The organism is Endobacterium cereale, from assembly GCF_009617585.1.
In the GTDB taxonomy this organism is placed as follows: Bacteria; Pseudomonadota; Alphaproteobacteria; order Rhizobiales; family Rhizobiaceae; genus Neorhizobium; species Neorhizobium cereale.
Map to the genome: position 1 here is coordinate 25,533 of NZ_WIXI01000030.1, position 12,662 is coordinate 38,194.

General features: G+C 60.0%; 10 protein-coding genes. 8 read left to right on the forward strand and 2 right to left on the reverse strand.

The features are described 5' to 3' along the window. Positions 1 to 70 precede the first annotated feature (70 nt). The gene (locus tag GAO09_RS04670) at positions 71 to 1,198 is read right to left on the reverse strand and encodes an anhydro-N-acetylmuramic acid kinase (RefSeq protein ID WP_153352891.1); all 1,128 of its coding nucleotides are present in this window, start codon (positions 1,196 to 1,198) and stop codon (positions 71 to 73) included. Positions 1,199 to 1,293: 95 nt separating this feature from the next. Between GAO09_RS04670 and tyrS the strand changes: the two genes are divergently transcribed. Further along, positions 1,294 to 2,547, forward strand: a complete 1,254-nt coding sequence (gene tyrS / locus GAO09_RS04675) for a tyrosine--tRNA ligase (RefSeq protein WP_153352892.1) — start codon at positions 1,294 to 1,296, stop codon at positions 2,545 to 2,547. A 62-nt stretch (positions 2,548 to 2,609) separates the two neighbouring features. On the opposite strand, the gene GAO09_RS04680 is transcribed toward tyrS, so the two are convergent. Beyond that, on the reverse strand, positions 2,610 to 6,023 hold the full coding sequence (locus GAO09_RS04680) for a YhdP family protein (protein ID WP_153352893.1): 3,414 nt from the start codon (positions 6,021 to 6,023) through the stop codon (positions 2,610 to 2,612). A 114-nt stretch (positions 6,024 to 6,137) separates the two neighbouring features. On the opposite strand from GAO09_RS04680, the gene GAO09_RS04685 reads away from it, so the two are divergent. The 7 genes from GAO09_RS04685 to GAO09_RS04715 all read left to right on the forward strand — a co-directional run. Then, the gene (locus GAO09_RS04685) at positions 6,138 to 6,614 is read left to right on the forward strand and encodes a peroxiredoxin (RefSeq protein ID WP_153352894.1); all 477 of its coding nucleotides are present in this window, start codon (positions 6,138 to 6,140) and stop codon (positions 6,612 to 6,614) included. A gap of 28 nt (positions 6,615 to 6,642) precedes the next feature. Then, the gene (locus tag GAO09_RS04690; RefSeq protein WP_153352895.1) at positions 6,643 to 7,491 is read left to right on the forward strand and encodes a ferritin-like domain-containing protein; all 849 of its coding nucleotides are present in this window, start codon (positions 6,643 to 6,645) and stop codon (positions 7,489 to 7,491) included. A 150-nt stretch (positions 7,492 to 7,641) separates the two neighbouring features. Beyond that, entirely contained in the window at positions 7,642 to 8,946 is a 1,305-nt protein-coding gene (locus GAO09_RS04695) for a M23 family metallopeptidase (protein ID WP_153352896.1), read from the forward strand. 207 nt (positions 8,947 to 9,153) lie between these two features. Then, complete coding sequence (locus tag GAO09_RS04700; RefSeq protein WP_153352897.1) at positions 9,154 to 10,698, forward strand: DEAD/DEAH box helicase; 1,545 nt, start codon at positions 9,154 to 9,156, stop codon at positions 10,696 to 10,698. A 13-nt stretch (positions 10,699 to 10,711) separates the two neighbouring features. Continuing rightward, on the forward strand, positions 10,712 to 11,137 hold the full coding sequence (locus tag GAO09_RS04705) for an NUDIX domain-containing protein (protein WP_153352898.1): 426 nt from the start codon (positions 10,712 to 10,714) through the stop codon (positions 11,135 to 11,137). Between the two features lie 118 nt (positions 11,138 to 11,255). Beyond that, positions 11,256 to 11,660 carry a hypothetical protein gene (locus GAO09_RS04710; protein ID WP_153352899.1) on the forward strand — a complete coding sequence of 135 codons (405 nt, stop codon included), beginning with the start codon at positions 11,256 to 11,258 and terminating at the stop codon, positions 11,658 to 11,660. 78 nt (positions 11,661 to 11,738) lie between these two features. Beyond that, positions 11,739 to 12,662 (forward strand): SecDF P1 head subdomain-containing protein (locus tag GAO09_RS04715; protein ID WP_420796134.1); only part of this gene is annotated, 924 nt, incomplete at its 3' end.

Here is a 12,662-nt window from a genome sequence, read left to right on the forward strand (position 1 = left end):
TGGATGACACCGCACGGAACGTGCTGACCGGCACACTAGGGGCGCAGTGAGAACAAAATATTAAAGTGCCTCACGATTTGGCAGGGGCCAGAACACCACCGCTGACCGGCTGCTCAACCCCCGTCGTCCCGGGAAAGGTCAATGGCAGTCCACGCACGGAACGCACCGCCAGATAGGCCCATGCTTCGGCCTCCATCGAACCACCGTCGAAACCGGCCGCTTCGGCTGCAACCACCGTCGCCCCTTGCCCCGTGGCGAGTTCGGCAAACTCCTTCATGATCACTCCGTTCAGACGTCCGCCACCACACACAACATAGGTTTTGGCTTGCTCCGGCAGATGTGCCGCAGATTTCAGAATCGCAGCCGCCGTCACATGCGCAAGCGTGCGCGCACCATCCGCAAGCGAAGCCTCACCAACCTTGGGCGGAAGAAAATCGCCGCGATCGAGCGACCTGCGTACATTGCCTGAAAAGAACGGGCTTTGCAGATATCGCTCGGCCAGAGCCGGGACGACATGACCGGAGGCCGCTATCCGCCCGCCCTTGTCATAGGCGCCGCCACCATGCGCCTCCACCCATTGGTCGATCAACATGTTGCCGGGCCCGCTGTCGAAAGCGGAAAGCGTGCCGTCACTGCCCACAAAGGTCAGGTTGGAAATGCCGCCGATGTTTACGAACACCACGGGCATCTCGCAGCTCTGCGGCAGGTTGGCGGAAAGCGCTGCGTGATAGACCGGGATCAAAGGCGCGCCCTGCCCGCCAAACGTCATGTCCCTGGCGCGCATGTCATAAACGACATCAATGCCGATCTCGGCAGCCAGCAACGCGCCGTCACCGATCTGCACCGTCAGCGCATCATCCGGCCTGTGCAGAACCGTCTGGCCATGAAAACCGACAAGATCTATATCCGATGGCTCAAGGCCGTTTTGCACAAGAAACGATTTCACCGCCGCCGCATGGCAGAGCGTCAGCATTATTTCGCTTTCACCAAGATCATCCGGCCGCTGCGTCCGCTCGGTGATCGCCTTAGCCACCTCCAGTGCCCGTTTCCAGCGTTCTCGCAATTGCGGATCATAAGGCACGTAATAACTCGGCCCGCGCTCGACACTATTTTCACCGTCGGTGCGCAGCAGTGCCACGTCGATCCCGTCCATCGATGTGCCGCTCATCAGCCCGATTGCCGTTTTCATCTCAGTCATTGATGCCATCCAGAATCACTTTTGAAGTGATTATCCCAGAAAACGGTGCTAGGTGCCGTCTCGCACATAAAATCACATGCATACAGAGTAGAGAGATGTCCAGGTTCAAGTCCGATTTTCTCCGCACGCTCGACGAGCGCGGCTTCATTCACCAGATCTCCGACGAGGCGGGTCTCGACGAACTGTTCGCCAAGGAAACCGTGACCGCCTATATCGGCTTTGACCCGACGGCACCTTCCCTGCATGCCGGCGGCCTCATCCAGATCATGATGCTGCACTGGATGCAGCAGACAGGTCACCAGCCGATCTCCCTGATGGGCGGCGGCACCGGCATGGTCGGAGATCCATCCTTCAAGGATGACGCTCGCCAGTTGATGACGATCGACACGATCGAAAGCAACATCGCCTCGATCAAGCGCGTCTTCGCCAATTACCTTTCCTACGGGGAAGGCGCGAAGGACGCCATGATGATCAACAACGGCGACTGGCTGCGCGACATCAACTACCTCGAATTCCTGCGCGATGTCGGTCGCCATTTCTCGGTCAACCGCATGCTGTCCTTCGACAGCGTGAAGACACGCCTTGATCGCGAGCAGTCGCTTTCTTTCCTCGAATTCAACTACATGATCCTGCAGGCCTACGATTTCGTGGAACTGAACAAGCGTTACGGCTGCCGCCTGCAGATGGGTGGCTCCGATCAGTGGGGCAATATCATTAACGGTATCGACCTCGGCCACCGGATGGGCACGCCGCAGCTTTACGCGCTGACATCGCCACTGTTGACGACCGCGTCAGGTGCCAAGATGGGCAAATCGCTCAACGGCGCCGTCTGGCTGAACCCGGACATGCTGTCTGCCTACGACTTCTGGCAATACTGGCGCAATACAGAGGATGCCGACGTATCGCGCTTCCTGAAGCTCTACACGACACTGCCGATGGACGAGATCGCGCGCCTGTCCGCGCTGGGCGGCTCCGAGATCAACGAGGTCAAGAAAATCCTCGCAACCGAAGTCACAGCCATGCTGCACGGCCGTCAAAATGCCGAGCAGGCTGCAGAAACTGCTCGCAAAACCTTCGAGGAAGGCGCGCTGGCCGATAACCTGCCGTCGATCGACGTCGCTCAGGGTGAACTCGACGCCGGCATTGGCCTGCTCGCCCTGATCGTCAAGGCCGGCCTTGCTGCGTCGAACGGCGAGGCCCGCCGTCACGTTCAGGGTGGCGCGGTACGCATCAACGACGTGGCGATTTCCGATGAGCGTACGGTCATCGGCTCGGGTGAAGTCACAGGTGACGGCGTGATCAAGCTGTCGCTGGGCAAGAAGAAGCACATTCTCGTCCGTCCTGCCTGAGAGCAGACAGACAGAACACCGATCTGAAGAAGGCCGCTGCAAGCGGCCTTTTTCTTGCCTGTTTACTGGAACTCGAAAATCTGACGGAACACACCCGGTGCGATGATCGACAACGGATTGACGGTCAGGTCGGGCTTGGAAAATTTTCCGCTCAATTTGAAGGTAATGCCGAGCAGGCCCCGATCGCGACCATTGCCGAGAATGGCCCCGAATAACGGTAGTTCGCCGAACAGACGATTGAGGCCGTAAGCCGGCATGAACGTACCGGTCATGTCCATGGTGCCATTGGCATCCTTGACCATGCCCTGAAATGTCGCGCCGATATTTTCGCCACGCACGAGGCCGTTGTCGAGCGACATCGCACCGTTGCGATACATCAGCCGGGCAAAACCGCGCTGGAACTTGGATGAACTGATATCGATATCGCCCTTCACGGCGGAATTCAGGCTTCGACCGCCGTCGCCGGACGGCGTCGTCACCATCGACTGCAGACGCTGCTCATTGACGACCGAGAAGTTGCGGACGTCGATCGTGCCGTACCATTCGCTGCCGTTCTTGCTGTCGAACTTGATGTTCAAGAGCCCGCCGCGCATATGGGAATAGAGATCTGCAAATCGGGCAAGGGAGCCGGCGTCACCGCTGGTCAAGGAAATGATATCCCGTCCGTTGCTGCTCTGGGTTTCTCCGACCACGGCCTGCCCGTTATTGGTGACGCCCGTCAGATCCAGTCGCTTCACGTCACCGCCGCGGATGGTCAACAGAAGCGAGGCATTGCGGATCATCTCGTCGTTGAACCCGATCAACCGCGAGAGCCTCAGCCGGACCGTTGCTCCACCATCCGAACTGCTGTCGGCAACGCCACCACCGGTAGGGCTGCGCATGCGGCTGATGATGGGGCGCAGGTCCGCACTGTCCCCCGTGACGCCGATGTCATAGACACCCTTGCTCTGCTTGAGCGTCACCGCAAAATTGTCGGAGGGCGAAAGGTTCATGCTCGAAAAATTCGCCGCCGAAAGCTGGCTGCCCACGAGGCTGATATCGCCCCTTGCAGAGAATCCGTCACCGTTCAGAACGAATTTTTCGATATCGGTACGGCTGTCTGTCTTCGATACTTCGAAGGACGCCTTGGCAGAAATGCCGCTGCCTTTGGTCCAGCCCACATAAGGAATGGAAAGCGCTGCCTTGTCGAGATCAAGTTTGACGGCCTGCCGCTTGTCGTCGATCCGTGACAGTTCGACAGCCACGGTTCCATCGATGATGTCCGAAAGCCCCGGAGCCAGTTTCTCCCGCTGAACATTGGTAAGCGACGCCGTGATCACACGCTCGCGCTTGACCTCGGATTCCTTGCCGACTGGCTCGACAAGCATGATATCAGCCGGCACAGAATCGATCTGTCCCTTGGCATCCAGACGCGCCGCCTGAGGGTCGATCACCAGTTTTCCGTCGACATTGGCGATTTTGTGCCCTTCCATCGGGCGAGCCAGATCGACGCCATCCAGAGCCACCTGGGCCTTGAAATCGGGCTTTGGCGGGTTCTGGTCGGAAATCAGCCCGAACCTGGCCTGCACGTTGGCGCTTGCCTTGCCGGAAAAATCATCGATTTGCAGCCCTGTGCCCCTCAAACCGTTGACCGGTCGTGCACTTGCCAGTTCGGCGACAGCGTCCGCCTTGCCCGTGACCTTGATGTCAAGGTCGGCCATGAGTGGCTTGGTATAGGTCTGGGCAATAGTGAAATTGCCGCCCTCGACATTGACCACACGCTTGGAAGCAAAGGTCGCGCTCGCCTTGTCGATTTTCACGCTCAACCGTTCTCCCTTGAGGTCGAAATGACCTCCGAGATCCTTCAGCGGCGGAATGTCGCCCGGTAGCACAAGGCGGTTGCCGGCAATGTCGAAACTGATCCGCAACTCGTCGCCATCGAGATTGAGCGGCATGCCGGGGCCTTTCATCCGCCCTGCGGGGATGAAGACGGCAATGGACCCGTTGGTAATATCGCCGCCAAACATGTTGGCCATTACCCAGTCGCGGGGCTTGCGCGCCATCCAGAACGGCCAGAGCTGCTTGACGGCGGCCACCTTCATTTCCGGAAGCTGTGCACCAAAACTGATTTCCGGCGACACTTTTCCATGCAGGCTCAGGTTCAGTGATCCGGCCATCTGCCCCATGGGGCTGCTCACCAGCAACTGGTCGATTTCAAGCCGTCTCTCACCCGACAGATAACGGCCGCCGGCCTTGAGGTCGAACATGACGGTATCTTCGCCGGAATTTTCCGACTGTGTCCGCGCACCGCTGACAAGAAGGTCGAGGCCGATGCCTGGCCGCTTGTCATCCGCATTAAGGCGATCAAGATCGATAACCGCACCGCTGATCGGCACGACAGTCAGGCCGAGCCGGGCCAAGGACGGCAATATCTCGATAGACTGTTTGGAAAAATTATAAGCGACATTGATCTCGGCACCCGACAGTGCCTGCCCGACACCGTCGAAATAGAACGTACCGGGTCGTCCCAGCAGCTTGGCCTTGATGGCCTGCGTTGTTGTTGCCGTTTGCCGGGACGCGGAAATATCGAGGTCAAGCGAACCTTCCAGCCCCTCTCGCGGACTGCCATCCGGTGCGTGCTGCAACAGGAACGGCGTCACCTCCACACCGTTCACCCGGCCCTGCAGGCCGGTGGTGACGTTGTTGACCGCTGTCGCCTTGATATCGAGTTGCGCTACGCGTCCATCAAGTTCGAGCGCGCCCTCCACCCGCACCAATCCATCCGGTGTGCGTGTCAGCTGCAGCGTTTCCACCTTCAGAACAGATATCTTGCCGTCCCGTGCCGGCGGAAACCGGACCTCGAAGCCGGAGATCGTCATCGATCCGGTGCCGGTGCGCTCGATAAGCCCGCGCGCTTCATCGAGCCGCTGAAACACCTGCTCAAGCGCAGGCGGCAGGTCATCGACGCGCATATTGGCGGGGTCGAGCGGATCGCCGGCTGGCAATACTGCCGTATCAAGGCTGATGTTTTCAGCCTCCATGTGGCGAACCGTCAGCTTGCCGGACAAAAGAGCCAGCGGATCGACAGCCATGCGCATGGCACCGAGTTTCGTCAGGTGCTTGCCGGTGGCCACTTCGACCAGATCGACGTCACGCGCCTCCAGCGCGATGCGCCAGGTATTGTCGATTCGGATCGCGGTAGAGCCGACGGTGGCCTGATAACGTGGACCGATAGCGCCATTCAGCGCCGATTGCGCCTGTGCCTCCAGCGCACCATCGATCGTGCCCGTTTCGATCGCGGCCAGGACGAGCCCGAATGCCACGGTGAGGAACAGCAAAAAAGACGCGCAATACCGCGTAACCCGCCGTGTCCGCCGGCGTTGCGGCGGCGGGCAATGCACGATGATGGGATCATCCACCTGCGCCGAGGGCAATTCGTGCAAGGCAATCATGTCCTTGCGCGTGAATCGCACCTTTTCTCCGCGTATCTCCGCCATAACTCTCCGGAACGAATCGAAAATGCGCACAGACCCCTGCTGGACGCGGACGCGGCCAATATATATCGAATGCGGCAACAATCACCCCATGATGGGGCGAAAGAAAGGAAAATCATGTCTGAACTTGCGATCGGTCAGCCTGCACCCGCTTTTGCCCTGCCGCGCGATGGCGGCAGCACCTTTTCTCTCGCCGATCTTTCGGGAAAAACCGTCATCCTGTATTTTTATCCCAAGGACGACACGAGCGGTTGCACAACGGAAGCCGTTGATTTTACTGGCCTCGCAGCAGAGTTCGAAAAGGCTGGAGCGGTCGTTATCGGCGTTTCGCCCGACACCGTTGCCAAGCACGAAAAGTTTATCGCAAAACATTCCCTCTCTCTCATCCTAGCCGCCGACACCGACCAGACTGCAGCAAATGCTTACGGCGTATGGAAAGAGAAGAGCATGTATGGCCGCACCTATATGGGCATCGAACGCTCGACCTTTCTGATCGGTCCGGATGGCGTGATCCGCCAGATCTGGCCGAAGGTGAAGGTCAAGGGCCACGCAGACGAAGTTCTGGCTGCAGCACGTACAGTCGGCGGCGCGTAAGGCGGAGACAAGCACGGAGAACCGCGCCATGGAGAACGCGAAAGTGCCCCAATCGAAACCGCTCAACCCGGGTTCGCTGCGCAGCGGTGCGACGGAGGCGATCCTCGCCGCCGACCTCGACCACAAGACACTGCTGGCTCAGGAAACCGCCACGCGCTGGTTCGAGCGCCGCCTCTCCTTGCGCTCGCCACTCGATCCTCCACTCCCCATGCGTCCCGGGCGCCCTGAGAAGCCGGAGCTTGTGCCGCCGCGCGCCGTCGAAAAACGTTCGCTGCACACACTCAACGGCCGCATCGCGCTGTTGCACTCCATCGCCCATATCGAACTTAACGCGGTGGATCTGGCACTGGATATCGTCGCCCGGTTCGCCAGCGAGCCGGTACCGCATTCCTTCTTCGACGGCTGGATGCAGGTGGCGTTCGAGGAGGCAAAACATTTTCGCATGGTTAGAGCCAGGTTGAACGACCTCGGCGCCGACTATGGCGATATGCCGGCTCATGACGGATTGTGGCAGGCCGCCCATTCGACCCGCAACGACCTCACAGCGCGGCTTGCCGTCGTGCCGCTCATTCTGGAGGCCCGAGGTCTTGACGTGACGCCATCCCTGCAGGCCAAGATGCGGGAAACCGGTGACCACGAAACCGCCGCGGTTCTCGACGTCATCTACAATGACGAAAAAGGCCATGTCGCAATCGGCGCCAAATGGTTCCGTTTCCTGTGTGCCCGGGAACGCAAGGATCCGGCAGCCACATTCAAGGAGCTGGTGCGCGCCAATTTTCGCGGCTCGCTGAAACCGCCCTTCAATGATGTCGCCCGCGCAGAGGCCGGTCTGACGCCGTCTTTCTATCGTTCACTGACATCTACAAGCCAATCCTAATAGGAAAAACCGGACAAGCACTTGGCTTTCCATCTCAATAGTTTCGGGTAAATCCGATGCACCTCTTGTAAAGCATTCATTAACCCTAACATCGTGTAATCCCGCCATGCCGAGCGACCAGAAAACGAGTCGCAATCCGGGAGACAAGTCTTGGCTGATGCGGGTGAAAACAGAGTATTTGGAAAACGTGCGACCCAGCACGTTCTGGTTCTCGCCTCGGGCGACAGGGTTCGCCATATGGTCATTCGCCCCTGGATGACAGGCGTCGTCGCGGGCACTGTCGCCCTGTTCGCGCTCGGTTACCTCGGCGCCACTGCCTATCTTGTTCTACGCGACGATCTGATCGGTGCCACCATGGCGCGGCAGGCCCGCATCCAGCATGATTACGAAGATCGAATCTCCTCGCTGCGCGCACAGCTCGATCGCGTCACCTCGCGGCAGTTGCTCGATCAGCAACTGGTAGAGCAGAAGGTGGAAAAACTACTGCGCCAGCAGACAGCCCTTTTCTCCCGTAATGGCAAGCTTGGTTCTCTTCTGGAGCGCGCCGAAGACGCCGGCATTTCCGCAGCACCTGCATCCGAGGCCAAGGAAAGTGCGGCAGAGGCGATCGATCGTCAGGCCGGCCTGACGACATCATCGATCAAGCCCGCACGGACGGCGCTTGCCTATGCGCCCGGCGGCGAGAACATGGCCGATCGCGCCGACCGCATCTTTTCCAAAGTGACGCTGTCGCTCAAGGGTATCGAAAGCGAACAACTCAAGACCATCGAAGGACTGACCTCCGACGCCGCCACCAAGGCCGATTCTATGGCGCAGATCATGCGACGTACCGGCGTAGAGATTTCCGATAAACGCGGCGAGGCTCAGACGCTGGAAGCGCCGGCCCTGCGCACCGATGAAAGCAAGAACGGTGACGTCAAGGGCGGCGTTGGTGGCCCATTTGTCGAACCGATGAAATTCGATCGTTTCAACGCATCACTCGATGAACTCGACACCGCACTCAGCCGGCTCGAAATCGTACGTGAAACGGCACAGGCCCTGCCCTATGGCAATCCGGCTCCCGGTCAGGGCATCACCAGCCGGTTCGGCAATCGCCCCGATCCTTTCCTCGGTCGCCTCGCCTTCCATGGCGGCATCGACTTTCAGGCGGAAACCGGTCTCGCAGTGAAAGCGACCGGTGCCGGCAAGGTCATCACTGCCGGCTGGGCATCAGGTTACGGCAACCTCGTTGAGATCGACCACGGCCAGGGCATCACCACACGCTACGGGCACATGTCACGCATCCTCGTTCGTCAGGGCCAGGTGATTTCAGTGGGCGACACGATCGGCCGCGCCGGCGCAACCGGCCGGGCAACCGGCCCCCACGTGCATTACGAAGTCCGCCGCAATGGCGAGGCGGTCAATCCGATCCATTTTCTCAATGCCGGACTGAAACTCACCACCTATATGAACTGATTGCGAACTTGACGATTGCCAACGACGCAAACGCTTTGCTGCCTTTTCAGAGAAACAAGTCACCGTTTTATTCACTAACAATGCCGCCATATGGTCGCATTTCTTGACTTGACGTCTTTTTAATTTTATGTGGCCCGCATCGTCGGGCAGGACTAAGACCCGACTCACGCGTGTTCGCACCGAACCGGAACGGGAAACCACCTCCCTTTGACGACATTTGCTGATCTTGGCCTGAGCCAGAAAGTCCTTTCCGCAGTCACCGACGCGGGCTACTCCACGCCCACGCCGATCCAGGCGGGTGCCATTCCGCCGGCGCTGCAGCGCCGCGATATCCTTGGCATCGCCCAGACGGGTACCGGTAAGACGGCGTCCTTCGTTCTTCCGATGCTGACCCTTCTCGAAAAGGGCCGCGCCCGCGCGCGCATGCCGCGCACGCTGATCCTCGAGCCGACCCGCGAACTCGCGGCACAGGTCGCCGAGAATTTTGAAAAATACGGCAAGAATCACAAGCTCAACGTGGCTCTGCTGATCGGCGGCGTGTCCTTCGACGAACAGGACCGCAAGCTGGAGCGCGGCGCAGACGTGCTGATCTGCACCCCCGGCCGCCTGCTCGACCATTGCGAACGCGGCAAGCTGCTGATGACCGGCGTCGAGGTTTTCGTCATCGACGAAGCCGACCGCATGCTCGACATGGGTTTCATCCCGGACATCGAACGCATCGCCAAGATGATCCCGTTCACACGCCAGACCCTGTTCTTCTCGGCCACCATGCCGCCGGAAATCCAGAAGCTGGCCGATCGCTTCCTGCAGAATCCGGAACGCGTCGAAGTCGCCAAGCCGTCTTCGACCACCAAGACGATCACGCAGCGCATTGTCGCGTCGCACAACAAGGATTATGAGAAGCGCGCCGTTCTGCGCGACCTCATCAAGGCTCAGGACGAACTGAAGAACGCCATCATCTTCTGTAATCGCAAGAAGGATGTGGCGGATCTGTTCCGTTCGCTCGAGCGCCATGGTTTTTCCGTCGGCGCATTGCACGGCGACATGGACCAGCGTTCGCGCACGGCCATGCTGCAGGGCTTCAAGGACAACCAGATCACCCTGCTCGTCGCTTCCGACGTCGCGGCGCGCGGTCTGGACATCCCGGATGTCAGCCACGTCTTCAATTTCGACGTGCCGATCCATGCCGAAGACTACGTCCACCGTATTGGCCGCACAGGCCGCGCCGGACGTTCCGGTCAGGCTTTCACGCTGGTCACCAAGTCCGATTCGAAGTATCTCGACGCCATCGAAAAGCTGATTGGCGAAAAGATCGAATGGCTTTCCGGCGACCTGTCGGAACTCGGTGCGCCAATGGAGAGTTTCGAGAGCGGTGACAAGGGTCGCCGTGGTCGTGACAAGGGCCGTGGCGACAAGGATCGCGGCAGAGATCGCGGTCGCGATCGTGATGGCCGCCGTGGCTCATCCAGTCATTCGGATGACACCAAGCCGGTCGATACTGTTGCAGTCAGCCAGCCAAAAGAACCCGTAGCCGTAACGGAAACCACAAGGACCGAAGTCGTGAACGCCGAAGCCAAGCAAGATACCCGCAGGCAGCAGAACGGTAATCGCAATGCGCGTCCGTATCCGGCAAACGACGACGGTCGCGACCAGCGCCGCCAGCGCCATCACCGTGATCACGATGACGGCCCGACCCCGGTCGGTTTCGGCGACGACATTCCTGCCTTCATGCTGATTGCCGGCAAGGCCTGATCGGCCGCAAGCAATGGCATTTCCCGGCATCGATTTTCCAGGCGTCGGCTGCGGTCTGATCATTCAGCGCGCCGACGGCAAGGTCCTGCTTTACCGGCGCGTCAAACCGCCGGAAGCGGGGCACTGGAATATCGTCGGTGGCAAGGTGGACCAGATGGAGCATTCCTCTGACGCCGCCCGCCGCGAGGCCGAGGAAGAAACCGGCCTGTCCATCGGCGCCGTCGATTTTCTCTGCACGATCGAAGCAATTGTCGAAGCAGACCGCCAGCACTGGATCTCCATGATCTACGTTGCGCGCGCATTTTCCGGTGAACCGCAGCTGACCGAGCCGGACAAGCTCTCCGAAATGGGCTGGTTCGATCTTTCCGACCTGCCGCAGCCGCTTTCGGTGTTTGCACAGCAGGCCTTTGCGGCCTTCACCGGCAACAGCCCGGCATAAGATCACGGGATTATGCCGCAAGCGTTGCACTGCGGGATTGATTGGCGATTGACCCCTTCTTACCCAAAAGTTAAACAGTCGCCGCAACTGGATGCCTCACAGCGCTAGCGGAGCTTGAATGCACAAGACGAGAAAGGCTGCACGGTCCTTTCGCGCGGATGGTTACGCCATCCTGACGCGCTGGCCGACGCTTGTCGCCTTTCTGCTGATCGCCGCCTTTTCGGGCGCCGGCTTCCAGTCCGCCAATTCCATGTTGCAGCAATATCGCCAGCTGTTCGACAGCGAAGGCGGCGACAACACGCTGCAGATCGCAAACCGCGAACAACCGCGCCTCGCGGTCGCAACGGCGGTTTCGGAAAAACAGCAATCCACATGGCAGGGCGCCACCGACGGCATTCTCCCGTCGGCGCATGCACTGGCACATCCGTTCGATGCCTGGCGCGGCACCATTGCCCCCCGCCAGCAGCAGCTTTCGCAATTTACGGCCCTCGTCTCCGCGCGCGGACCGCCTCGCCTTTCGTGACGCCCTTATCGCTCGCGAACTGAAAACAGCGCTTCCTGACGGCACCTTTGGTGCCCTGCGCGCAACAGGACCATATCCATGAGAAATTCCCGCTGGCTGGTGGCGACTTATATCGTCATCATTTTAATCGGCACGCTCGTTGCGTTGCCCAACATTCTGTCGCCGTCCATGCTGGCGCGTATGCCGTCCTGGCTGCCGCACACGCAGGTTTCCCTCGGCCTTGACCTTCGCGGTGGTTCCCACCTTGTGCTGGAAGTCGATCGTGCCGACCTGATCAATGAGCGCCTGCAGAGCCTGCTGCAGGACAGCCGCCGCGTGCTGCGCGACAAGCGCATCGAAACCTCGGCGATCCGCCGCAATGGTGACAATATCACCGTCACGCTGCGCGATCCCGCCGCCCGCGACAACGCCGTCACGGAGCTGCGCACGCTCTCCAACCCGGTCAGCCTGGCAACCGCCATCGGCCAGAGCGATCTCAATGTCGCCACCCCGCGCGACAACACGATCACGCTCAACTACACCGATGCCGGCATCAACCAGTACATCACCAATGCCGTCGAGCAGAGCCTTGAAATCATCCGCCAGCGCGTCGACCAGGTCGGCGTTGCCGAGCCGACGATCCAGCGCGTCGGTTCTGACCGCGTCCTTGTCCAGCTTCCGGGCGAACAGGATCCGTCGCGCCTGCGTCAGCTGCTCGGCTCCACCGCCAAGATGAGCTTTCACCTTCTCGGCCAGCAGGGTGAACCGGGCGTCACCATGATCCCGGACGAACAGGGCCAGCAATACCCGGTTCTCGACCGCGTCGAACTGTCGGGCGACCACCTGACCGACGCCCGCGCCGCCTTCGAGCAGCAGAGCCAGCGTCCAATCGTTTCCTTCCGTTTCGACAGCTCCGGTGCGGCCCGTTTCGCCCAGATCACCCAGGCCAATGTCGGCAAGCCCTTTGCCATCGTTCTCGACAACAAGGTGCTGAGCGCCCCGGTCATCCAGACCCCGATCACC

Coding starts and splice junctions, on each gene's coding strand:
- GAO09_RS04670 (WP_153352891.1), bottom strand. CDS start 1,198: ATGACTGAGATGAAAACGGCAATCGGGCTGATGAGCGGCACATCGATG.
- tyrS (WP_153352892.1), top strand. CDS start 1,294: ATGTCCAGGTTCAAGTCCGATTTTCTCCGCACGCTCGACGAGCGCGGC.
- GAO09_RS04680 (WP_153352893.1), bottom strand. CDS start 6,023: ATGGCGGAGATACGCGGAGAAAAGGTGCGATTCACGCGCAAGGACATG.
- GAO09_RS04685 (WP_153352894.1), top strand. CDS start 6,138: ATGTCTGAACTTGCGATCGGTCAGCCTGCACCCGCTTTTGCCCTGCCG.
- GAO09_RS04690 (WP_153352895.1), top strand. CDS start 6,643: ATGGAGAACGCGAAAGTGCCCCAATCGAAACCGCTCAACCCGGGTTCG.
- GAO09_RS04705 (WP_153352898.1), top strand. CDS start 10,712: ATGGCATTTCCCGGCATCGATTTTCCAGGCGTCGGCTGCGGTCTGATC.
- GAO09_RS04710 (WP_153352899.1), top strand. CDS start 11,256: ATGCACAAGACGAGAAAGGCTGCACGGTCCTTTCGCGCGGATGGTTAC.